The organism is Cytobacillus pseudoceanisediminis, assembly GCF_023516215.1.
Lineage (GTDB): Bacteria > Bacillota > Bacilli > Bacillales > Cytobacillaceae > Cytobacillus > Cytobacillus pseudoceanisediminis.
This window is the reverse complement of record NZ_CP097349.1, coordinates 961,354-984,086: the sequence shown is the minus strand read 5'-3', so window position 1 is coordinate 984,086 and position 22,733 is coordinate 961,354. Positions and strand designations below refer to the sequence as shown.

Below are 22,733 nucleotides of genomic sequence, written 5' to 3'. Positions count from 1 at the left end.
TAACATTTGTTAAATGATATTTTAACATATCAGCAAGGAGTGAAGAAAATGAATGATTTCTTTACGTTTTTGGTTCTTTCATTGTTTGTGGTAATGAGTCCAGGGATCGATACTGCTCTTATTACAAAAAGGACGATTGCAGACGGAAGAGCAGATGGCTATAAAATGGGACTTGGGATTACAGCCGGCTCTTTAGTGCATACCTTTGCGGCTGCTTTCGGTCTATCAGCCATCTTAATGCAGTCTGCTGCTGCATTTGAAATCATAAAATATGCCGGGGCTGTCTATTTGATCTATCTCGGGTTATCTTCGTTCATCTCGATGAAAAAGAAGAATGATACTGGTATAGAAATTGAGGTTAAATCCGATATGAAAAAGTCTGCCTTTAAACAAGGACTCCTTTCAAATGTGCTCAATCCCAAGGTTGCGATGTTTTTCTTAACCTTTCTGCCGCAATTTGTGAAGACAGGCGAAAACGCAACACATCAGCTGATCATCATGGGAATTATATACACACTGCTGAGCATCTCCTGGTTTTTCATATACGTCTACTTCATAAATTATATGCGGGAATGGCTCATGTCCCCGAAAGTACAAAGGGTTATGGATAAAGCAACTGGGCTAGTCTTAATTGGATTTGGATTAAAGCTAGCCTTGGATAAACAGCATTAAACTGTAAAAAACATTGGATAACCCCAATGTTTTTTTACTTCCGCTGAAGCACAACAGGAAGATCACAGGATACCCTGGTGAATTCAATGGTAATGGTGAAGGAGCAGCAGTGCTTCGGCAATCGATGATAAATTCTCTTTCTGCAGGAACTGCTCCTGGCTGCTGGGAGAACTTAAAAATTGCGCATCTTTAAATCTGACAAAAGAAAACTCTGCAGGCTAAGGACTTTGACCAGGACCTAAAGCTAAAAATTCGGCAGTTTCCTTTCAGCATAACCAAAAATTCCTGCCCTTTTCTCTCATTCCTTAATGTACTGTCGGCACATCCCTCACAAGCTGATGGCAGCGGTTCACACCACCAGCATTTTCCTAAAACAAACATACTATCACCTCCTATATAACTAACATATTTACCTACCTGAGCCTGAATTACAAAGGTAAGTGTCTGCCCTGCACATCTGCTTATCCAAGCAGGACCAGATTTACTGATAAAAAAACTTAAAAGAAGCAGTTGATTATTGTCACGTCCATACTGTATGATACATAGTATAAACCATATAGTGTATGACATATAGTATATCAAGCGAGGTGAGTGAATGAGTACGCTGCTGAATTCGTTAACAACAGAACTTCGGAGAGGAACACTGACGCTGGCGGTTCTAAGCCAGCTGCGGACACCGCAATATGGGTATTCGCTAGTTCAATTATTAGAGGACTCCGGCATAAATATTGATCAGAGCACGTTATATCCATTGCTGCGGCGTCTGGAAAAACAGGAGCTTGTGACAAGCAATTGGGATCATACCGAGAGCAGGCCACGCAAGTATTATGTTTTGAGCGAACTGGGACTGGAGACTTTTCTGCAGTTAAGAGAGGAATGGATCAAGAATTCAAAACAGCTTTACGGGCTGTTGAAAGGGGATGAGGAAGATGAATTTAATTGAGGTATATATACAGGAAGTGACCCGGAGGCTGCCTGAAAAAAGCCGTGCGGATATCGCACTCGAGCTGCAGTCAACGATTGGGGATATGCTTCCGGATGATTACAATGAGGAGGATGTTAAGGATGTCCTCGGTAAATTGGGAAGCCCCGCAGCTTTAGCCGCCGGTTACCGTGATCAGCCGATGCATCTCATCGGGCCGCGCTATTTTGATGTTTATGTGTCATTATTAAAAATGATCCTGCCGATTGCAGCAGCGGTTGCATTGATTTCCGTTACTACCGAGTTCATTTTTGACTTTAACCGCGATGATACCATCATTAATGCGGTGCTCGGTTTCATGGGATATGGGATTTGGAGACTGATTGAAGTGGCCGTTCAGGTATTTTTCTGGCTGACGATTGTATTCGCCGTTATTGAGAGAATGGATAAAGGAAAAGAGCAGCATCCTTTATCTCCAAGCTTAAAACCATGGACACCGGAAGACTTGAAAAGCATCACCTATATTCCGAAGAAGAAAGCCATTTCCAAGTTTGAGGTTTTCGGAAGCTTAATGTGGACTGCCATTTGGGCAACCCTTTACTTTTATGCAGACCGGCTGATGGGTGTATATAGAGGCGGCGGTGAAGGACTGGAGTTCCAAATTGCAGCAGTCAACCAGGAGGTTCTGCTCGGGTATTGGCCTATCGTCGTAGTAATCATTGCGCTCGAAGTGGGATTGGCACTCTACAAATTAATCATTGGCCAATGGACGAAAAGAATGGCGATCTTCAACACCGTCCTTGAACTGTTCGCCACCATCGTGTTCATCTTCATTCTGCTGAACCCGAATTTGCTCCAGCCTGAATTCACAGCCTACATGAGCGATTTATTCTCGATTTCAGCCGCTCAATTTAAAAACTGGCTGCTTGGCGGCATCATGATGGTATTTATCTTTTATGCAGGAATGAGTATCTTTGATGGGATACGTAAATCAAGAATTCAATAATGTGAAGTCCACAATCATAATGCCTGTTCTCAAAAATTAGAGAACAGGCATTATTGAATAGATTATAGAATTTTAACATTATCAGAAGTATATGAGTCTGGCTGGCTGCTAATCACGGTAAAATGATCAGGTGCCACTCTTGCTTTGATTTTCATTGCAATGATATATACAAGTGCAGAAGCAATGATGGACTGGACAGCTGGGAGGCCAAAGGATTGTACATATTGAGTATAATAGCCAACGAAAGTTCCTACTGCTAAGGCAATGGTCGCCATCCAATTCCATCCTTTATTATCGGTCCATTGCTGTTTTCTGATAAAAAAGAAATCTGCCATCATTACACCGCCTATGGCTGGATAAATTAATGCCGTCATATAAAGAAAATCCATAAAATAATCCAGTATGCCTGCTAAAGCAATAACAATGGAAATAATCGTACCAGCCAAAGTCAGCAAGGCTCTCCCTTTATTAGAGTTAACGTTCAGCATATTTGCCAACGCCAGACCCATACTATAGTTATTTACTAATTGACTGGTCCAAGTCGCTAACCATAAGATAAGGAACCCCCATACCGGAAATCCTAAGTTCATCATGACATTTACAATATCCGCATCGCCAACCCCAATGGACATGATGGCGCCAACATAAAAAAGCGGGAAACCAACAGCAATTATCCCCAGTGGTATAAGTACATTGTCTTTTACAGAAGGCTTTGCATAGCGTGTATAATCTGAGGCAATCACCCATTGTGAAACGTTTATGCCAATAACTAAACTGACGGCAGCAAGAAAAGTCATTTGTGGTTCAGGGTTCCAGGATGCTATCTTTTCCCAGCCGATATTTTTTAAAGCATAGAAAATACCGCCTGCAATTAATAATAATCCAGCTGGTACCGCTAAATAATCAGTCCACTTCATAGATGAGTATCCAATTATGGATGGCAGTGCAAATAGAAGGCCGGCAATGATTGTAACAATGGCCCACATAAACCACTCAGTCTTATAATCTATTCCAAACATCGCTGCTATGGCATTTCCTGCAACAGCTGTCTGGAGCGCCCACCACCCCATTGAAACGATAAATATTGTCAAGCCTACAATAAATCTTGCCTGATTTGAACCAAAGCTTGTTCTGGCAATTACTGACGATGACCGGCCAGTTTTTGCACCGATGTATCCTGCAAGGGCATTACCGATCCATTGGAAAATAAACAAAGCTGCTGCCAAGATCCAGAACAACTTCCCGAGACCAAAGCTTGCTGTCAATGTTGCACCTACCATTAAAACCGGAATTGTAAATTCAAGTCCCCCAAAAATGATTGCAGGTGAAACCCAGTGCTGCCTTTCATTTATTGGTACTGAAGCAAGAGCTTCATCCTTTCCTCCGGTTTTCCTTAAAGACACATCCTCCATCCCTGTCCAACTCCTTTTTATTTTATATCGGAATATTCTGTAAAATCTTCTTATAATAAAGACCTTGCCCCTGCAAGGTCTTTATAGTGAAAGTAGTTAACCAACCAATACCCACACAATTTCACAATCCTCATTACTGTCATTGTAGGCAATATGTTCTTGCCCTGCAGGAATAAAGGTTGCATCTCCGCTTGAAACCCGATAGGTTCTTCCCTTCGTTTCTGTTACAATTGAACCTTTCACTATAATCGAATATTCATTTTCTTTATGATTAGAAACTCCTGTTAAAGGGACTCGCTTTCCTGGTGGAATGACAACCGTACCAACTTTCAGGTCTCCAGCCAATGCTTTTTGTGAGAATACTGTTTTAAGAGGAACTGCAGCATTCGAATCAATCTGGATATCCGCTATATTTAATACATCCACTTTATTCACCTCTCCTCTGACGTTCTTCTGTTAAACCTTCGACTTCATATGTTTTCTCATTTACTTTTACCCCAAAGTCAGCTTCTGCCTGCGCCACAGTGATATAGCCATTTTTCACATCTTTGGCTACCTTTTCTGCAGGACGCTTGAAAGGCTCTCCGTATCCGCCGCCTGTAGCGGTCACCAATTTAACGACATCCCCTTTATTCAAGGGGTATCTTGGATAGATCCCAAATGGGCCATCGACATCACCATTTGCTTTCTCAATATAAACCCTGTTAGCTGATCCGTCATTCCCGTCATTCATTCCCCAAGGAACAAATTTATTCCGTCCAAAAGTTACAGAAACCATTTGGTTTTCAGTTAGGGCTTTATAAGAGCGAATGACACCAGAACCGCCAATATACTCTCCTGCTCCGGCTCCATCTGTATGCAAGCTGTACTCATTAACCATAATGCCATACCTTGTTTCAGCTACTTCAACTGGAACATTATACGTTTCGCCATCTCCAATGCAGAATTGTCCTCTTGCACCATCCTGACCTTCAGATGCGCCCCAGCCGCCAACAGAAGGCTCAACAATTAAAAATGGTTCATCTGTATCCTGATGCAATCCTGATAATACGACCGAACAAACAGATAACAGGTGGCCAGCATTAAGCCTATGTGGAATTACTGGAGCAAGAGCTTTCCATATCAAGTCCGCTCCTGCAAGCATGCTTTCCCAATAGATTGAAACAGGAGCAGGCCGTTCTGCTGAAAGAACTGAGCCCTTATCTGTAATAACCTCCAATGGACGGAACACTCCATCGTTCGCATCTTGAGAAGGATTCGTAATGGCGAGGAAAATAGTCCGTACAGCTGAAACAAGTGCCGTATAAGAACAGTTAACAGGTCCTGGAACTTGAGGGTGGCTTCCCCTAAAATCAGCAACGAATTTTTCATCAGAGATGGTTACTTTAACTTTGATCTTGAAAGGGCCATTCCCAAAGCCATCATCATCAATAAACCCTTCAGCATGAAAAGTGCCTTTTGGCAGTTTGGTTAATTCCTGACGTGCAAGCTGTTCTCCGTGGTCGAGGAGATAATCAACTGACGATAAAAATAATGGCTTCCCATGCTTATCACATAATTCCTTAACACGTTTTTCACCCGTTTTAAGGGCTGCAACCTGAGCCCACATATCTCCCAGCGACAATTCCGGGAATCGAACATTCGCTTCGATGATATCGACAATAGCCTGATTGATTTCGCCTTCATTGAAGAGCTTAACACTTGGAAACTGCAAGCCCTCCTGAAAAATATCTGTAGCATCGTTGCTGAAGGAACCTGGATCTTTTCCTCCCACTTCTGTCCAGTGTGCCTTATTGGCAGAGAAAGCAACAATTTCTCCTTCATAGAATATGGGCATGACCAGGCCAACATCGGAAAGATGGGAGCCGCCGCCGCCATAGGAATCATTAATAATGATAATATCGCCCTCTTTTAGCTTTCCATCCCCGAATTTCTTGAGTGTTTGCTTTACCATATCTGAAAGCATCCCAATAAATCCTGTAACACCATTTCCTTGCGTCAACAGCTGCCCTTTTGCATCGGTAAGACCGCTGGCATAATCCAATACTTCATAAATAATGGGGCTCATTGATGTTTTAGCAAGTGCAATAAACATCTCATCGCCAATGGCAACAAGTGAATCTTTCACAATCTCAAGTGTAAATGGATCTACTTTACTGCGAACAATTTGCGTCATTTATTCCACCCCTGTTTCAATGATTAAATTTCCGTACTCATCTACAGTCAAGGACTGACCTGGATAAATAACCGTAGAAGCAGACTGTTCCTCTACAATGGCTGGCCCGGAAACCTCCATGCCTTTACCAAATAAACTGCGGGAATATACCTTTGTTTCGACCCAGCCTTCCTCTTCAAAATAGACCGGCCGTGTTTCTTTGTAAGCTTCCTGAATATTGCTGTTTATGGAATTAATTTTTTCATTTTTGGCTTTAGTACCTTCCCAAAAGCTGTTAAATGCAGATTAACAATTTCTGCTGGTGTTCCTTCAAGCTTAAAAGTATAGTGCTGTTCATGAAGATTACCAAAGCGCTTTACCACTTCTTTAAGGGTTTCATCAGACCATTCCCCGTTCGGAACAGGAACCTTTACGGTATGCTCCTGCCCAAGATATCGAATATCTGCAAACCTCGTAAATAACACCTTTTCTTCCGATACGCCCTCTTCCTGATATTGTTTAAGTGCTTGTACTTCAATTGAATTCCATTCTTTGTTTAACTCAATAGAATTAAGTTCATTTATTCTTCTAATATATGTCTGGATGTAGTCATGCCTTAAGTCGGTCATAAGCATTCCCCATGCTGAAAACACAGATGAAGCTACTGGTACGATTACTTTTTGGACACCAAGTTCTTTAGCCAAGGCAGGTGCATGCATTGATCCTCCGCCTCCAAAAGCGACCAATGAGAACTCGCGGGGATTATGTCCTTTTCTTACTGATATAAGCTTTAAAGCATTCAGCATATTGGAGTTTGCAATTCGAATAATCCCTAATGCAGCTTCTTCCACCGTCATTTCAAAATGATCGGCAACCTTCTCTTTAATGGCAGCCTTTACTTTATCCAAATCTACTTCATAATCGAAGTTTTCTGGAGAAAGCCTGCCAGTAATCAAGTTTGCATCTGTGGTTGTTGGTTCCGTTCCACCTTGACCATACGCCACAGGACCAGGTAAAGCGCCGGCAGATTGCGGACCCACCTTTAATGAACCTGCTCCGTCTATCCATGCGATTGAACCGCCGCCATTTCCAATCTCAACAATATCAACAACGGGTACTTTTATGGGATAACCAGCACTTCGTTCATTTTTTTCGATAAAATAATCAGTTGAAACCTTTACCTCCCCTGATTAATCAGAGAACATTTCGCTGTAGTCCCGCCAATATCAAAAGCAATGATATTTTTCTCATTCAAGATTTCACCAAGAACTGCAGCACCATAAATCCCGGCTACAGGTCCGGACTCTACCATATTAATAGGGGTTTGTTTTGCACTATTAAAGGTTGTTGTACCGCCGTTTGACTGCATAATGTAATTCTGGCTGTCAGTCTTGTTTTCTACTAATTTATTATGCAGACGGTTTACATAGGTAGCCGCAATCGGCTTAACATATGAATTAAGAACCGTAGTACTGGTCCGTTCATATTCCCTCCATTCCTTCGTCACTTCATAGGATGCTGTAACGGCTGCTTCTGGCCATAGCTTTTTTATTAATTCCACTGTCTCAATTTCATGAACTGGATTAACATAAGAGTGTAAGTAGGCGACAGCAATAGCTTCTACTTTTTGTTCCTTGAAATAGTTAATAACAGCCGTTAACTGCTCCTTGTTTAACGGAGAAAGTACCTCACCTTTATAATTCAGGCGCTCCTCTACTTCCTGGCGTAAATAGCGCTCAACAAAAGGCACCGGCTTTTCGTATCGTACATTAAATAGATCCGGACGGTTTCCTCTTGCAATTTCAAGCACATCACGGAAACCTTTGGTTGTAATTAAACCTGTCTTGACCCCTTTGCGTTCTGTAAGAGCATTGATAATTACCGTGGTACCATGGATAAAAGTCTTGATGGCTGTCTGATCGATTTCGCTTTTCTCAATAACATCGATCACTCCCTTTTCAAAATTGGGAGGTGTGGTATGGCTTTTAGCAACCCCAATTTCACCTTCATCATTGACATAAACCAGGTCAGTAAATGTCCCGCCAATATCTGTAGCTACACGCATGATACTCCACCTTTCATTGAATAAGATATTTATAATCAGCCAATTAAAAAATAACTGGCGTCAAAACACAAAGTAATCTTGACTCTTCATTTATGGGATTCTCTACCGTATGCGGGCACGTTGATGGAAAGTGAATGGAATCTCCTTCTCTGACTATGTATTCCTTCCCATCCACATGGAAAATGACGAAACCCTTTAATACATAGTAAAATTCTTCGCCAGCATGGCCATACTGCTGAGTTTGTTTTTGATTAGGCGCTAAGGTAACCAATAATGGTTCAAGGCTTCTTCCTGAAAACTCCCCGTTCACCCTTACATAAGTAAACTCAGATCCCTTAATATTGAATGGCTTGTGCTCGCAAGACTTAACCATAAAGTTCTGATTGGGTGTTTCATCTTCAAAAAACTCAGATATTTTGACATTTAGCGCATCCGCAATTTTCTTTAAAGAAGTAATAGCTAATGAAGTAGCTCCTCTTTCCACCTGAGAAAGGAAACTGATTGACAACTCGGTACGTTCACTTAATTCTTTTAGGGTATATCCCTTCTGAAGCCTTAAATCTTTTATTTTTTTATAAATTTCTTCCATCTCGATCTCCTTTGAAGCAGTACTGAAAAAATTAAGTAATAGTGTAATTTATTTTAGTAATACTGTAATTAAACGTATAATATCATAAAATATTTAAAATTAAAAGAAAATTTAAAATAGATAAAAGATAACCACCTACACTTTGATAAAAGCTAAAGCTGCAAACCTGCATTGATAAATAAAAAAATCCGGCTTTCATATATGAAAACCGGAGTAAATTGACTTTAATGATGAAGCCCATCAGGTAAGCACCCTCATTGATTACACTCTAGTACTTTCTGTTTCCGGGCTTACTGATACATCTTCTATTTGCCTGCTGGCTCTGGACCATTGCCAGCAAAAGATGAATATGAGAATAATGTCAATCGCGTCCCCGCCATAATACATAATCATGCCTCCAATTTCAGCCTGACCTGCGGTTACACCAGCAGGCGGATGAGCATAAATGTACTTTGAAAGAATCCCATGCCCTGCCAAAGCAGAAACGAATACAAGTGCACGGTACAAAAAAGGAATACGGTGAGTGATCGGATCAAAATAAATCATTGATACTGTAAATAAATAACCTGCCAGGAATACATGGAAATGAACAATTAGGTGAATAAGAATACTCTCGTGCATAAACGAGTAAAGTGAGGTCGTGTATAATAACCAAAGCCCCCTATATTAAGAAAGGATGCTATAATGGGATGATTTAAGATTCGCGAAATCCTACTCTTCAGAACCCTTGAAAGCCTTCTTGCTAGAGGAACACTTAGCGTTCGCAGCACAAGCGTCATTGGCGATGCAATTGCCATGAGCAACGGTGCAAGCATGCCTAAAAACAAATGACTGAACATATGTGCCGAGAAATCTGTATGGGCACGGGCAGCAAGTGGGCCTGCTACAGCTATACCAGCGAAAAATACGCCAAAAATCCAGCAAACAGTCCGGTATACCGGCCATGGCTTGTGATTCCTGCTGGAGACGAATACGGCAAAAATATATAAAATTAAAGCCAGCACAAACGGAAATGCAGTGAGCATTTGAGAGATTAGATCAGCTGCAGGAGCTCCGCCAGTATGAGGCATATGATTATTGTTCATGGGGGACAGCCTTTTCAGGTTGCTGTTTCCTGTTTGTACGAATAACAAGGCTGAGACCGATGATGATCATGACTGCAGCTATTGCATTCCATATAAGATCGTAAATAAATACATTCTCTACATAGCGAATCTGATGTATCAACATTAATTTGTGCTGGATCGTACCATCATATAACTGGAAACCGCCAGCACCCAGCAGCTTCCCGCCCCACCACCGCTTGAAGCACAATGCATTTCGCCGACGAAGATCGGCAAAAATAAACAAGCCTCCAATTGTCGCAAACCAGCTGAAAGCATGAAAAAGCCCGTCGGAGATAAGTCCAATATCCGTAGTGGATTTGTCATAAAAATGATGCCAGCGCAGCAGCTGATGAAAAATTGTCTCATCTATAAAGGCAGCAAACCCAATGCCAAACAGCACACCAGACCACAGATTGCGGGCTGAGCTGGCAGGATGGTTTGATTTAGCTGTACGATTATGTTCAGCAGCCATAACCTTATTCCTCCATTCGTATCCTGACGATACATTATTTCTCTTGTTCACCCATCATTCTAACCAGTATGATCATACATTACTCGAACTCATCACCTTTTATGAGCCATCTGTATGGTTTTATATACCCTCATTTTAAGATGAACTATCAGGCAGTCATGTTTATTTACGTTTTTTAATTGAATCATCTTTATCCGGTTCCAGTCCAATTCCTTTATCAGGCCAAACGAAAAGACGCGTGTCTTGATAAACGCGTCTTTTAATCAGATAAAAGATTTCTCCCTTTCATCTTTCATCCTCGAATTGTTATTCTTTACTTCCTCTGCTTAAATATTATTTTTTCTTCAAATAGATATTGAAACCAATATAATAAAAATGCTTTAAAAAAGAAATAAAGAAAAAACTGAAAATTATTAAAACGCACTAGCGTATAGTATCTTACTTTTTTTGCAAAAAAGGTAAATGGATATGCAAAGATAGCATGTATTATGGCATTGATAAAGAGATATTTCCTAAAGTTCCCGTATGCTGACTTTAGTGTCCAGATTGAGGTAAAAATAAAAGGACCAATATCAAAAGGCATTTCACCAAAAAGATTAGATTTTGGCTTATTGTAAAAAGCCCAGTATTTTTTCTTCTTTCCGATTCGTGCATGCAGGATCTCTAAAATACCAATCAGGAGTGTTGAAGGAAAAAATCTTTTTATATTGCCGCTGCCTAGAAGCGGTAATGACAACCATGATAGCAGCACCATTAGAATATTAAGTATCCATTGCTTTCTTAATGACATATTAGTACCCTCTCTTTTTAATTAGGGTTCTTTTTTAAAAAGATAATATACGTGATTACCAAGAAAGTCCTTTAAAAAATAAATGAATTTTTTTCTGAAGTGGACGTTTCCAAAAGAACTTCCTTCAGATCAAAAATCATAGAAAAGGAGCTTAGAATTTCTAAACATGCAAGTGCTGCTAAGCATGGATATGTGTAACTTAGGGATAGGACAACAGCGCTATTGTTTCTGGCGCACAGATACTTATTAGCAGCAGATTTAAGCAAAAAAATAAGCCCCTCTGAATTTTTCAGGAAGGGCTTATTAGTTTCCATTTTACAAATCAAAAATAATCCCCATAATCGAGTAAATAATAACCGTCGAAAACAGGACTGTCATATGAACTAGCGAAAAGATAAACAGGGATTTCGCCCACTTCTCCGGATCCATACGCTTATAGCCATAAACACTTATGCCCAGCCAAATAATCCCCAGCAGCAGGGCAACCAGCATAAGGCCAATGCTTAAGGAACCTAACAGAAAACTGATCCCGATCAGAATGATCAAATAAATATTTGTCTGGATATACGTTCTTCTGACCCCTTTTACAACGGGCAGCATCGGAACGTTTGCTGCTTTATATTCATCATGCTTCCGAATGGCAATCGCATAGAAGTGCGGCATTTGCCAAATGACAGTGATGATAAATAAACCAAGGATCGCAGGATGCGTGATATCCGGATGGATGGCAGCCCAGCCAATGAGCGGAGGCATCGCACCGGAAATGCTTCCGATTTCCGTATTGTAAATGGTTCTTCTCTTGCTCCACATCGTATAAGGAACCACATAAAAAAACAGCCCCAAAAACCCAAGGAAGCCCGCCAAAGGAGTCGTGAAGGCAAGAGCGAGGATACCAAAAACAGACATGAGGGCACCAAGCCATAAAACCTGTTGTGGCTTGATTTCCCCTGTGACAGTTGGTCTGCTTTGGGTCCGCTTCATAATCGAGTCGATGTCACGGTCATATAAATTATTAAAAGCCCCGGCTGCCCCCATTACCAGGCTTGAGCCAATAAAGGCAAGTAAAATCTCAGGCAGCTTTTCCAAAAGGCCGAAGTCATAGGTATATAAGGCCAATGTTAATCCTGCAAACATCGGGATCAGGTTTGATTTTATAATCCCTGTCTTGACTGTCAGTGCGAGGATCTTTGATAAAGGCCGTCCCTGCATTTTCAGGGTTGCTTCCTCTTTCATGATCGATCTATTCCCCTTTTATTGATTATCTCTCTTCTCTATCTAAAAAAATACTAATTAGATAAACAGTATACACTTATTATAACAGGAGTTGCCACTTAATGATTTCTGAAAAATCACTGTGCTGAAATGCTGATGACAAATTGAAAAGAGAACCTTGCTCAGGTGCATAGTTCTCTTTGTCCATTCTACCATTATTCACATTGTAAAGGGGCTTATAATCGTGACAGCTTTGTATCACTTTACTGGATAAGCCGTCTAAAAAATAATTCCGCCGTCTCCAGCTCCAATTTCTTGACGTTGTACCATTTGAATATAAGACTCCTTTTCAAAGGTATGGATATACCTGCTTAATTTATAATAGCCAATATCGTTGATCGTATAGAACACGACTGTCGGTTTTCCTTTTTGATAGAAGAAATGAGGATTCAGAATAGCGGGAATTTCTTTGAGTTCATCCCATGGGTGAATGAAATTCAAGTAATCTTCTATGCTTGAATCTGCATCCGGATCGTCTATTTCAGAAAGCATTTCTTCTTTGTAATCATCCGTAAACGGCAATAGCCGATCCTGTCCCCAGGAACAGCCATGCCACATAGCCCCAAATTCATGAAGTTCATGCCATGCAATCGCTGCCTGCAGATAAGATAATGGAGATCTGTCACCCTCAATCGCCCCCATAAAATCAGCCAGGGCAATTTCAGGCTTTGGCGGACCAAGAAACATTTCATCCAAACGGTCACAGAAATCAGGATGAGGAAGTTCCTCTGAAGCTGGAATCGCCCAGACAATTCCATTGCCGTTTCCTCCGCTGAAATATTGATATCCTCTAAGCTTGTATTCTTTCTTTATCTTTAATTGAGAGAAGCCATGAATAATGTCTTCTGGATTTTCAGCCGAAATGCTCCAGCCGGCTGGCGGTTCAATTCGGTCATCTGCAGCATTCACCAGTAGATTAGGTCTAGTCGCTGAGGCTGTGAAAATGGTCAGGTTTTTCATGTTTGATTATCTCCCTTTAATTTGATGTTATCCTCTTTGTTCTTAATTATATTATGCAGGCCTATTAAATTTTCAAATGGGTGGATCAGGAAAACTAAAACACCTGCCCTTTTTGTCCTGTACGGTACAAGAAGGTCAGGTGCTGATTTTGGAAAATATTATTTAGATGAAGCAGTGAAGAATAGTATTCATAAATTTAATTGAATTGTGAGGAATCCTAAGGACACAATGATCCAAAACTATGCATCAATCTCCGGCTCTATACCCGCCATAAAGCTTTTTACCTCACTTCCATATTTCCTGCTTACTTCAGCACGGTCCTCCGAATTATATGCTTCCACTAATTTTGGGTATAGCTTTTCGTTCGTAACCATCAGCATAAGGGAACTTTTTTCGATCTCCAGCAGTACTTCCTTTGGACTTAAATTATAAGTCTTTGCAAAAGCTTTGAGGTAACCTTCTAATGGAATGTCTGAAGAAAGGTCTTTTAATTGTTCAAGTGCCAATGCTTCCACCTCTTGTTCAGCAGCTTTTATGTCATATTTTACTTCGGCATATTCGATACTGGCATTTTCCAATTGAATCTTTTCCCTGGCATTCTTTATCAGTGCCTTTTTCGTTAATTCCGGCTTATGATCCATTTCCCTGCTTGCTATTCCTTTTACCACCCATCTTAGAAGTTCCTTGTCCTTTATTTCATAACTCTCCGCTTTCTTGATTGCCTTTACATAAATCTTCTCGTAATCTTCAACCTTAAACTCTTCCCCGTTCATCTTGGTTTCTTCCTTCACCTTTCCCACTCCAGCGGATTCCATTCCTGGCCTTATAAATCTGTCTGCAATAAAAAGAGTGATGAGAATGGCGAAAATAATCAGCAAATTTCTTTTCATAATCTGTTTAGACCCCTAACAATGTTAAATTTTTACTTTTCATTAATTCGACACTTTTTCTCACTTCCCTTTAAAACAGTAAAATTGAGACTTCCATCCGGCAAAAAGATTGCCAAAGCTCAAAAACCCCTCTTAATTTACTAAGAAGGGTTTTCCAGCAGTTCCATTGATTAATTCAATTTACTTTTCCAAGGGTTTTCACAGAGTAATGGTCCAAATTTCGTTTTCACCATCATTGTGTCTGAACCACTTGCATACTCCGCTAAAGAAAACGAACCCGCTGGCGTTTCAGCCTGTATATCGACTCTTGCAGGGCAGCTCTTCATTACATTCATTATCTCTGCTGCTGTATGAATTGGGATCGGCTCTGGAGCACGCAGTATAAGATCAAGATCGCTCTCCGCTGTTACAGTCACGTTCCCGGTGGCCAGTTCAAACCCGGCACTTCCCCCTGGCCCCCATACCAGTTTATGTTTTGCCAATATCTCACTTGCTATGGTAAGAGATAAGAATACAGGTGATGGCTTATTTTCCCAAAGAGTGCTTGCTGTTAAATCTTCAGGCCTGATATGGGAAATGATCGCATCTGCTGGCAGAAAGGCACCGAATCTTTCATTCCTTGCCTTCCCCCTAATCCCTACAGCAATCTGCCCTTTCGGAGCATGTGCCCTCCGGACAACCACATAGGGTGCCATGTTCAGTGCTTGAATCGCCCAGTCCGGAATTGGTGTATGGCTTATGAGATGTTTTGCGTCAATCTTCAATAAGTCGTGCGGCTCGATTACCATTGGTCCGCCAGCATCTTTCTGACCAAAATGGAAGCGGATCTTCCTCCTTCTTTGGCAAAATCGGAGGAAAGCCTGCTGCTTAAATCACGCGGACAATTTTGGATGTCCTTGATTGCTGCCTGTATTCTGTTAAAGATTACATCACGGTCAGCTTCCCCTGGTGCATCAGCATTTAGATCGGAAATCAATTCATGGAGCGCCCCCAATTTTTCAAATGACCGGATATCATAAGCCATTGACGGCACTTTTTTGGTTGCTTCTTCAAGTTCTTCAATGGTTCTCTGCGTGATTCTTGCAGCAGATTTTTTGGACATCACATGGACATTGACCCCTTCATCATCCAAGGCAATTAATCGGTTCGCCTGCAATCCATGTGATAAAAATGCACCTGAAATAGCCTTTCCCGGAATAAAAGCAATGACCGGATGGCCGGACAATCTTGCTGTTGCATAGGCATCTGCAGCTGCAGCACATGCCTGATGGATTCCCAAAAGCTCTTCACGGTACCCGTAAGCCTGGCTTGGAACATCAACAACCGCTACAATTGCGCGTTTTTCTTCCTTATATTTATCTTCTTCGATTGCATCACGGACATGCTTGGCGATCATCCATCCCTGCTCCAGGCCAAATTCACCAGAACGCGCTCGAGGGAACCGGCTTGATTCATCCGGCACAACTGCCAGGAAGCGAACTGATACATCGCCGATTTTTGAATCGGAACATAAAACCGAAGGAACTGCACTGATGTCTTTGCTGCCGGCAGACAAAAGGTTAAACCATTTATGCCCCCTGCTTTTGATTTTCACAACATGATTCTTACTATCACTATCATCCTCTTCAGAATGATAATAGTCAGTTTCTGCCCACAAATCTTGAACTTTCTGAGGAGTGAGCACGGCAGAAGTATTTATAGAGCGAAGAAAAGCAAGATATCTTTCAACCTGTGAGCTTCTAGGCTTTTCCACAGGTCCCTTCAGGATGGCAGACAATATGGCTTTTCTGAAAGCGGCGATGTCATCCTCAGCCTCAATATCGGCAAAACCGGAAGCCACCCTTTGTCTGCCACCAATCGTGCCCCAAATATGCTTGCGGTCAGTTGAATCAAACTCCTGTACCCCCGCTTCCTGCTCGATTACCTCTGGCCCATTTAATCCAAGCCGGCCTTCACGGGTAATGATTAACGTACTGCATAAACCTGCGTTAATGGACATCCCGCCAAAAGCGCCAATTTTCCCGGGAATGACTCCTATAACAGGCACGTATTCCCTTAATGCCACGATTGCTGCGCCTATTTCCGCAATGGATAAGAGTCCGTAGTTGGCTTCCTGTAGTCTGACACCCCCTGTATCAAAGATAAAAATAGGATAGATAGTATGGCCGGCCTTATTTTCAACAAGTGCCATCTCTAAAGCACCAGCTATCTTCGCACCGGAAACTTCTCCAATACCGCCTCCCTGAAAGCTGCCTTCTATGGAGATGACGACTGCCGGCCTCCCCTCTATTTTTCCTTTGCCGACCACAACCCCATCATCACTTTGGGGAACAATGCCCTGCGGTTCCAGGTGTGGGGATTCAAGACCTTCAAATGGTCCCAAAAGCTCCCTGAATGTGCCTTCATCCATAAGCACTCTTGCACGCTCTCTGCCTCCGCACTCTACAAAGCTATTTTTTAATGTATCCAGCATTTCTGCCCACCTCCAATGCTTGTGAGAGCCTTAATGATACAACGCCCGGAGTTGCCCCAAAATCATTGATCTTAATGTTTGCTGAAATAGCATGATGGCTGAAAAACCGTTCTAATACCTTTTCCCATATTTGATTGAAGCCTGTTGTACCAGTACGGACTGTTACATCTGCATATCCCTGGTCGGATGGCTCCATTAAAATCTCCAGGTCGCCTGATCCTACAACTCCCACATGGGCATTTGATTCAAGCATTTGAGTTGCAGGAAAGCGAAAGTTCAATTTCTCCATTCGGCAGCTCTCCTTCTGTTAAATTTGTAAGGCTTCTATTCTCTTAAACTCGCTTTTCGCATTCTGATCCAGATAATCCAGGAAAATGGCAGCGGCAAGCAAATCAGCGCTTCCGCCCGGTGATACATTCATGCTGCATAACAATTGATCCAATTGTTCTAACAGCTGCCATCCTTTGTCGGCAGAAACCCCTCCTGCTATGACTATTTCCTTTGCAAGAGACTTTGTGATTTCGAGGGCTTCTGCACCTCCCCTATGCATAATACATGTGTCATTTAGCTCTGCCATCAGTGCGATAAGTACGTTTAGCCTGCAAAAATTCTCCTTCAGACCTCTTTCTCTTGATTCTTCAAGAACTGGCAACGCTATCTGTCTGATATGGGGAAAACCTTGCTCGGCCTCTCCCCTTGCTCCGTCCACTCCAAACCTTGCTTTAACCCGGCTGCCATTTGTATTACCGGCAGGCAGGTTTCGATCTTTATATAGAGCTAGCCTTCCTGCCTGAACGGCTACCTCTTTGCCAGGGCTTTTCCCCAGGTCCATTGCAGCACTTGAAACGAGCAGCCCTAATGCCCATATCGCTCCTTTATGGGTATTTACTCCACCCGTAGCCAGGAACATCTCCTGTTCACCCCGCCTGCCAATCATGGCGATCTCTTCGCGCAGCTCCTGAGAAGGGGTCCGGTTAAAGCTTGTTTCAGCGATTACCCTGAATGTATCCTCAAGTGCAATAGCTGACCGAATCATTGTGTTTAATGACATATCTCTATGCGAGCCGGAGCTTTTCTTATCGACCAGTCCTGGTTTTGGCGTCAGCTCAGCCTCTTCAATGAGTGATTGTACGGCCAGCTTTCCAAGATATAGGCTGTAAGATTCTAAGTCTTTCATTGTTTCCAATCAGCCCCTTTACCAGCTTCTAAATTTGGCAGGCGGTTCATATAACCCTTCTGACCATTCCACAAGCTCCTCAACATTTTTGGCAGCCAGCAGGGATCGTTTTGCATCGGTCCTTCTAATTCCGAGATCCTCCGGAAGAGCGATTAATCCTTCTCTTCTTAATTTTTCCGTCGCCTTTACATCATGCTTCAGGCCAAGTGGGGTCACACCGGCAATGGCTGCGATGGCCTGCCTCCGCTCCTCCATGCTATCCGTTTTATATAGATAGGCAATGCCCTCCTCGGTGACTATATGTGTCACATCATGCCCATAAATCATGACAGGCGCTGTTTCAAGTCCTATATCTGCTTTAGCTCCTACAGCATCCAGCGATTCAACAAATACAGGTTTATTTCCGTTTTGGAAGGTTTCAACTACCTGAACAACCAATTTTCTTCCGCGTGCAAGCGGGTCAGTGTCCGTCATCATGTCAAGCCACGCTTGAGAGGAATGGCGCCTTCCTCCCGGATCATGTCCCATGTTCGGCGCTCCCCAAAGCCGGCAAGCCGTCCTCTCGTTACAGTTGAAGAATTTCCAGCCTCGTCAATCTGCAGGCTCGAGCCTACAAATAGATCAACAGCATATTGTCCTGCAAGCTGGCAAAGTGTCCGGTTTGAGCGCAAGCTTCCATCATGACCGGTAAAAAACACATCACGCCGGGCAGCGACGTATTTTTCCATACCTACTTCACCGCCAAAACAATGGACACTCTCTACCCATCCGCTTTCAATGGCCGGAATGAGTGTAGGATGAGGATTCAAAGCCCAATGCCTGCAAATTTTCCCCTTCAAGCCTAAGGATTCACCGTAGGTAGGAAGAAGCAGTTCAATCGCGGCAGTATTATAGCCTATCCCGTGATTTAGAGATTTCACTCCGTGCTTTTCATAGATTCCCCTAATGACCATCATAGCCTGCAGAATCTGAATATCTGTAATATGGCGTGGGTCACGTGTAAATAGCGGCTCAAGCTGATAAGGCTTGTCAGCAACAACGACAAAATCAATCCAGGAGCCTGGAATGTCTACGCGAGGCAATTCATCAGCCAGTTCATTCACCTGTGCAATGACAATTCCGCTGCTGAAGCCTGCCGCTTCAACAAGTGTCGGTGTTTCCTCCGTATTGGGGCCAGTATATAAGTTGCCTTCTGAATCAGCTTTATCCGCGGCCACTAAAGCCACGGAAGGAATCAAATCAATGAAGAGCCTTCCATATAACTCTACATATGTATGAATCTCTCCCATTGTCAGCTTCCCATCTTCAAGCATTTGCGCCATCCTGAGACTTTGCGGGCCGGCATATGAGAAGTCCACTTTGCTGGCAATGCCATACTCAAATATATCGAGATGTTCAGGTCGGGAAATGCTGGACATGATCATGTGCAAATCGAATAATTTTTTCGGATCAGCCTGAGCAAGAGCAGCTGAAAGGAAGGATGCCTGCTTTTGATTGTTCCCTTCAAGCACCACCCGATCGCCCGGCATAATCAGTGTTTCGAGAGCCTCGACAATTTGGCTGGTTGGAATAATTCGATTGCTGGTGATGCCTTTCATTCTCTCTAATCGTTTTTGCTTGGCTTCAAGACGTGTATTCCAGGATCGCTGTTTGGCAGCCTGCATGATAAAATTCCCCTCTCTATTAAAATATTTTAAGAACAAAATCTCTTTGCCAGGAAAAGGCAATTATCTAACCCATTTTCATCCACGGAGACAGAGCGGGCACCAGGCAGAGTTCTTTTATTTAATGTGGTCAGGACATTCCCTGGAGGCATCTCAATCAAAAGACTTGTGCCATGCTCACAAAGCAAAGAGCTGATTTCATACCAGCGGACCGGATGCGAAACATTATAAGCGAGGTCTTCTCGAATTTGCTCCGGATCCCGTAATAGCCTTGCTGTCCGATTTGCGGCATATGGGATAAAAGGGGCACGGATATGGACAGAAGCAAGCTTGTCATATAAAGAATCACCGACTGATTTCAGCAAAGGACAATGGGATGGCACACTTACATTCAGAAGCTCGGCCGTCCTTGCGCCTCGTTGGCCGGCTTGATCAAGAACCTTCTTGATGCCCGGAATGGAGCCGGAAATGGTTACTTGATCTGCTGCATTAATATTCGAGGGATATACCGGATTCTCGTCTGAAGAAATGGCAGCAGTGATTTCATATACAATCCTGGCATCAAAACCAGTAATCACCCCCATCCCATAGCCCGATGGAAAAGCCTGCTCCATCAGCTCTCCTCTCAGCTTTACAATCTCCAAAGCATCAGTAAAACTCATCGCCCCGCACATAACGGCAGCTCCAAAGGCTCCGGCTGAATGACCTGCAGCAAAATCCGGCCTCACCCCTTCCGCTTTAAATGCTTTTGATACAGCCACTGACGCAATAAGCAAAGACAATTGAACTGAAACAGTGGATTTTAAGGCTTTGTCAGTATCAAGATCCAAGACCTTTTCCCCCATTACTTCTCTTGCTTCCTTCAAAATTTCAAGAGCGGCTGGGTGGTCTGGAAGGCTGTGCAGCATACCATTTTTTGGGAGCCCTGGCCGGGAAATACGAATGCAAGCTTCATTCCATTACCTCCCGCTTGCCCATCTTTCGTTTCATGCTGGCTATTACATCCTGATTATGCCTTGTGAGCAAATCTGCTGCCTCGTATAATTTTCCATCTTTTAAAAGGCCAATTAATAGATCATGTTCACGTACTGACTTTTCAATATTTCCCTGGCTGGCAAATGAAAGACTCTGTATTCTCAGCAAGGGCCATCCAAGCCGGGAATACATAGTCTTGATCGTTTCACTTTTGCTCATTTCTATAAGTGCAGTATGAAAAGAGTGGTTCAGCTGCGTGTACTGATGAACATCCGTAACATCGTTCATCTTGTCTAAAAGCGCTTTCATTTTTTTCAGCTCATGCTGATTAATTCCGTTTCTGCTGATTCTATCCATAGCCATTGACTCCAGCATGATACGAATTTCCAGCAAATCATAAATTTCGTTTTCCGTGTAATCCTTAACGATGGCTCCTTTACGGGGTATCCTTTCCACAAGCCCTTCAATCGAAAGCAAGTATATGGCCTCTCTTACTGGTGCACGGCTTGTTCCATACTCTTCGGCATAAATATGCTCTATCAATTTATCCCCAGGAACCAGTTCTCCCTTTATGATTTGTTCGGTGATATGCTCCGCTATATGATTTGATAATGCATTTTGATTAAATTTATCCGCTTTCATGACATTGTCTCCTTTAGTGTAAAAATGTTTGGTCGACTGTCGATTTTAATTATAACGTTACATTTTCAATAATTCAATATTTTAAGAAAATTTTAAAAATTAATTGACTTCGTCTTTTCAATCGTTTTATGATGGGTTCTAGGAATACAGTCGACTGTAGATTATAAAAAATGCAAACGCTTTCTTTTCTGCAATCTTTGATTACCGGCCCCTAAGTTCAGTCAGATTATTAGATTCTATGCTTCTCTGTTCCTTAGCTCAGTGCAAAAATATTAAAGGAGAGATGAGATGGTTATTTACGGGGTTGCTTTATTATCTATCTGTTTATTATCGGGTGTATTTTTGGGAGATCTTCTTGGAAACATTCTGGGAATTGACGCAAATGTCGGCGGTGTAGGCATTGCCATGCTGATGTTAATCCTTCTGGCTGAATACTTAAAGAAGAAAGATAAATTAAAGGCTCCGACACAGGAAGGGTTATCGTTCTGGAGCGCCATGTATATCCCCATCGTTATTGCCATGTCAGCTCAGCAAAATGTGATTGCAGCTCTGGACGGAGGACCTCTTGCCCTAACCGCGGGAGTTGCTGCAGTTCTGATCAGCTGGGCGATCGTACCTATTCTAAGCAAGGGTGGCAATACAGACGAAACGCTGGAAAATGAAATGACGGGAGGGGATCAGCGTGTTAGAAATATTAGGTAATGCACTCACGGACAATGGCCTTATCGTTGCTTTCACTGTGGTAGGATTAACAATGTTCGTCTCTTATTTCCTCTCTGATAAACTGACAAAAGGCAGAATACACGGTTCAGCCATTGCCATAGCTCTTGGATTGGTGCTCGCCTATATTGGCGGAATGGTAACCGGCGGTGAAAAAGGCCTTTCTGACATCGGCATTTTCGCTGGAATCGGATTGATGGGCGGAGGCATGCTCCGTGACTTTGCCATTGTGGCCACTGCCTTTGACGCCAATTTCAGTGAAATCAAAAAAGCCGGTGTAAATGGCGTTGTTTCCCTCTTTTTGGGTGTTGTCCTCTCCTTTGTAATCGGAGTCGGAATTGCCCTGGCATTTGGATATACTGACGCGGTCAGCCTTACAACAATTGGTGCCGGCACTGCAACATACATAGTTGGGCCTGTAACAGGAACGGCGATTGGAGCCAGCTCTGAAGTCATTACTCTCAGTATCGCAGCGGGTTTAGTAAAATCCATTCTTACGATGATCGGAACACCTTTTGTCGCAAAGTATATTGGCCTTAATAACCCCCGCACGGCAATGGTTTATGGAGGGCTTATGGGAACGACAAGCGGAGTTGCAGGCGGATTGGCTGCTACCGATCCAAAGCTGGTGCCCTATGGAGCGGTTACGGCAACCTTTTACACGGGACTGGGCTGTCTGATGGCACCATCTGTGTTATTTTTAATGACAAAAGCTGTGTTCGGTTAAATACATTAAATCAGTAAAAGCGGCATTGTGCCGCTTTTTTCTGC

The 22,733-nt window shown here is 42.7% G+C and carries 20 protein-coding genes and 3 pseudogenes; 5 read left to right on the top strand and 18 right to left on the bottom strand.

Features of this window, described 5'->3' with window-relative positions; all coding sequences use genetic code 11:
- Positions 1–48: 48 nt before the first annotated feature.
- The 3 genes from M5V91_RS05305 to M5V91_RS05295 all read left to right on the top strand — a co-directional run bounded on the left by M5V91_RS05305 (position 49) and on the right by M5V91_RS05295 (position 2,600).
- Positions 49–672, top strand: coding sequence for a LysE family translocator (locus M5V91_RS05305; RefSeq protein WP_009333938.1), 624 nt, complete (start codon positions 49–51; stop codon positions 670–672).
- Between the two features lie 595 nt (positions 673–1,267).
- The gene (locus M5V91_RS05300; protein ID WP_009333937.1) at positions 1,268–1,615 is read left to right on the top strand and encodes a PadR family transcriptional regulator; all 348 of its coding nucleotides are present in this window, start codon (positions 1,268–1,270) and stop codon (positions 1,613–1,615) included.
- Positions 1,602–2,600, top strand: coding sequence for an HAAS signaling domain-containing protein (locus tag M5V91_RS05295; protein ID WP_284521839.1), 999 nt, complete (start codon positions 1,602–1,604; stop codon positions 2,598–2,600). Before M5V91_RS05300 ends, M5V91_RS05295 begins: the two co-directional genes overlap by 14 nt.
- A gap of 62 nt (positions 2,601–2,662) precedes the next feature.
- On the opposite strand, the gene M5V91_RS05290 is transcribed toward M5V91_RS05295, so the two are convergent.
- The 18 genes and pseudogenes from M5V91_RS05290 to M5V91_RS05205 form a co-directional block, all read right to left on the bottom strand.
- Positions 2,663–4,012 carry a purine-cytosine permease family protein gene (locus M5V91_RS05290; RefSeq protein WP_009333935.1) on the bottom strand — a complete coding sequence of 450 codons (1,350 nt, stop codon included), beginning with the start codon at positions 4,010–4,012 and terminating at the stop codon, positions 2,663–2,665.
- A 96-nt stretch (positions 4,013–4,108) separates the two neighbouring features.
- Complete coding sequence (locus tag M5V91_RS05285) at positions 4,109–4,438, bottom strand: cupin domain-containing protein (protein ID WP_009333934.1); 330 nt, start codon at positions 4,436–4,438, stop codon at positions 4,109–4,111.
- Position 4,439: 1 nt separating this feature from the next.
- Positions 4,440–6,188, bottom strand: coding sequence for a hydantoinase B/oxoprolinase family protein (locus tag M5V91_RS05280; protein WP_284521838.1), 1,749 nt, complete (start codon positions 6,186–6,188; stop codon positions 4,440–4,442).
- Positions 6,189–8,232: pseudogene (locus tag M5V91_RS05275) on the bottom strand (hydantoinase/oxoprolinase family protein). It abuts the gene before it with no gap.
- Between the two features lie 43 nt (positions 8,233–8,275).
- Positions 8,276–8,821, bottom strand: a complete 546-nt coding sequence (locus M5V91_RS05270; RefSeq protein WP_009333931.1) for a helix-turn-helix domain-containing protein — start codon at positions 8,819–8,821, stop codon at positions 8,276–8,278.
- A gap of 261 nt (positions 8,822–9,082) precedes the next feature.
- A pseudogene (locus tag M5V91_RS05265) lies at positions 9,083–9,906 on the bottom strand (cytochrome c oxidase assembly protein).
- Positions 9,896–10,399 carry a DUF2243 domain-containing protein gene (locus M5V91_RS05260; RefSeq protein ID WP_284521837.1) on the bottom strand — a complete coding sequence of 168 codons (504 nt, stop codon included), beginning with the start codon at positions 10,397–10,399 and terminating at the stop codon, positions 9,896–9,898. Before M5V91_RS05260 ends, M5V91_RS05265 begins: the two are co-directional and overlap by 11 nt.
- 313 nt (positions 10,400–10,712) lie before the next feature.
- On the bottom strand, positions 10,713–11,189 hold the full coding sequence (locus M5V91_RS05255) for a hypothetical protein (protein WP_071155349.1): 477 nt from the start codon (positions 11,187–11,189) through the stop codon (positions 10,713–10,715).
- Positions 11,190–11,504: 315 nt separating this feature from the next.
- The gene (cyoE, locus tag M5V91_RS05250) at positions 11,505–12,422 is read right to left on the bottom strand and encodes a heme o synthase (RefSeq protein ID WP_009333927.1); all 918 of its coding nucleotides are present in this window, start codon (positions 12,420–12,422) and stop codon (positions 11,505–11,507) included.
- A gap of 258 nt (positions 12,423–12,680) precedes the next feature.
- Positions 12,681–13,421: a hypothetical protein gene (locus M5V91_RS05245; protein WP_284521836.1), complete on the bottom strand. Its 741-nt coding sequence runs from the start codon at positions 13,419–13,421 to the stop codon at positions 12,681–12,683.
- Between the two features lie 239 nt (positions 13,422–13,660).
- The gene (locus tag M5V91_RS05240) at positions 13,661–14,311 is read right to left on the bottom strand and encodes a hypothetical protein (protein ID WP_009333925.1); all 651 of its coding nucleotides are present in this window, start codon (positions 14,309–14,311) and stop codon (positions 13,661–13,663) included.
- Between the two features lie 170 nt (positions 14,312–14,481).
- A complete protein-coding gene (locus M5V91_RS05235; protein WP_192908787.1) occupies positions 14,482–15,099 on the bottom strand; it encodes a malonate decarboxylase holo-ACP synthase in 618 nt (205 codons plus the stop codon).
- Positions 15,093–16,784, bottom strand: coding sequence for a biotin-independent malonate decarboxylase subunit beta (mdcD, locus tag M5V91_RS05230; protein ID WP_284521835.1), 1,692 nt, complete (start codon positions 16,782–16,784; stop codon positions 15,093–15,095). The genes M5V91_RS05235 and mdcD overlap by 7 nt, the downstream gene beginning before the upstream one ends.
- Positions 16,762–17,073, bottom strand: coding sequence for a malonate decarboxylase subunit delta (locus tag M5V91_RS05225; RefSeq protein ID WP_009333922.1), 312 nt, complete (start codon positions 17,071–17,073; stop codon positions 16,762–16,764). Before M5V91_RS05225 ends, mdcD begins: the two co-directional genes overlap by 23 nt.
- A gap of 18 nt (positions 17,074–17,091) precedes the next feature.
- Complete coding sequence (locus M5V91_RS05220; RefSeq protein WP_284521834.1) at positions 17,092–17,961, bottom strand: triphosphoribosyl-dephospho-CoA synthase; 870 nt, start codon at positions 17,959–17,961, stop codon at positions 17,092–17,094.
- A gap of 18 nt (positions 17,962–17,979) precedes the next feature.
- A pseudogene (mdcA, locus tag M5V91_RS05215) lies at positions 17,980–19,625 on the bottom strand (malonate decarboxylase subunit alpha).
- A 29-nt stretch (positions 19,626–19,654) separates the two neighbouring features.
- Positions 19,655–20,455 (bottom strand): ACP S-malonyltransferase, encoded by an 801-nt coding sequence (locus M5V91_RS05210; protein ID WP_284521833.1) that lies wholly within the window; start codon positions 20,453–20,455, stop codon positions 19,655–19,657.
- 121 nt (positions 20,456–20,576) lie between these two features.
- Positions 20,577–21,242 carry a GntR family transcriptional regulator gene (locus M5V91_RS05205; protein ID WP_284521832.1) on the bottom strand — a complete coding sequence of 222 codons (666 nt, stop codon included), beginning with the start codon at positions 21,240–21,242 and terminating at the stop codon, positions 20,577–20,579.
- Positions 21,243–21,530: 288 nt separating this feature from the next.
- Between M5V91_RS05205 and madL the strand changes: the two genes are divergently transcribed.
- Both madL and madM read left to right on the top strand, forming a co-directional pair.
- Positions 21,531–21,944: a malonate transporter subunit MadL gene (madL, locus tag M5V91_RS05200; protein ID WP_009333917.1), complete on the top strand. Its 414-nt coding sequence runs from the start codon at positions 21,531–21,533 to the stop codon at positions 21,942–21,944.
- Positions 21,925–22,689, top strand: a complete 765-nt coding sequence (gene madM, locus M5V91_RS05195; RefSeq protein ID WP_284521831.1) for a malonate transporter subunit MadM — start codon at positions 21,925–21,927, stop codon at positions 22,687–22,689. Before madL ends, madM begins: the two co-directional genes overlap by 20 nt.
- Positions 22,690–22,733 lie beyond the last annotated feature (44 nt).

Excerpts from the sequence above, each read along its gene's own strand:
- M5V91_RS05305 (WP_009333938.1), top strand. The coding sequence starts at position 49 with ATGAATGATTTCTTTACGTTTTTGGTTCTTTCATTGTTTGTGGTAATG.
- M5V91_RS05300 (WP_009333937.1), top strand. The coding sequence starts at position 1,268 with ATGAGTACGCTGCTGAATTCGTTAACAACAGAACTTCGGAGAGGAACA.
- M5V91_RS05295 (WP_284521839.1), top strand. The coding sequence starts at position 1,602 with ATGAATTTAATTGAGGTATATATACAGGAAGTGACCCGGAGGCTGCCT.
- M5V91_RS05290 (WP_009333935.1), bottom strand. The coding sequence starts at position 4,012 with ATGGAGGATGTGTCTTTAAGGAAAACCGGAGGAAAGGATGAAGCTCTT.
- M5V91_RS05280 (WP_284521838.1), bottom strand. The coding sequence starts at position 6,188 with ATGACGCAAATTGTTCGCAGTAAAGTAGATCCATTTACACTTGAGATT.
- M5V91_RS05270 (WP_009333931.1), bottom strand. The coding sequence starts at position 8,821 with ATGGAAGAAATTTATAAAAAAATAAAAGATTTAAGGCTTCAGAAGGGA.
- M5V91_RS05260 (WP_284521837.1), bottom strand. The coding sequence starts at position 10,399 with ATGGCTGCTGAACATAATCGTACAGCTAAATCAAACCATCCTGCCAGC.
- M5V91_RS05255 (WP_071155349.1), bottom strand. The coding sequence starts at position 11,189 with ATGTCATTAAGAAAGCAATGGATACTTAATATTCTAATGGTGCTGCTA.
- cyoE (WP_009333927.1), bottom strand. The coding sequence starts at position 12,422 with ATGAAAGAGGAAGCAACCCTGAAAATGCAGGGACGGCCTTTATCAAAG.
- M5V91_RS05245 (WP_284521836.1), bottom strand. The coding sequence starts at position 13,421 with ATGAAAAACCTGACCATTTTCACAGCCTCAGCGACTAGACCTAATCTA.
- M5V91_RS05240 (WP_009333925.1), bottom strand. The coding sequence starts at position 14,311 with ATGAAAAGAAATTTGCTGATTATTTTCGCCATTCTCATCACTCTTTTT.
- M5V91_RS05235 (WP_192908787.1), bottom strand. The coding sequence starts at position 15,099 with ATGGTAATCGAGCCGCACGACTTATTGAAGATTGACGCAAAACATCTC.
- mdcD (WP_284521835.1), bottom strand. The coding sequence starts at position 16,784 with ATGCTGGATACATTAAAAAATAGCTTTGTAGAGTGCGGAGGCAGAGAG.
- M5V91_RS05225 (WP_009333922.1), bottom strand. The coding sequence starts at position 17,073 with ATGGAGAAATTGAACTTTCGCTTTCCTGCAACTCAAATGCTTGAATCA.
- M5V91_RS05220 (WP_284521834.1), bottom strand. The coding sequence starts at position 17,961 with ATGAAAGACTTAGAATCTTACAGCCTATATCTTGGAAAGCTGGCCGTA.
- M5V91_RS05205 (WP_284521832.1), bottom strand. The coding sequence starts at position 21,242 with ATGAAAGCGGATAAATTTAATCAAAATGCATTATCAAATCATATAGCG.
- madL (WP_009333917.1), top strand. The coding sequence starts at position 21,531 with ATGGTTATTTACGGGGTTGCTTTATTATCTATCTGTTTATTATCGGGT.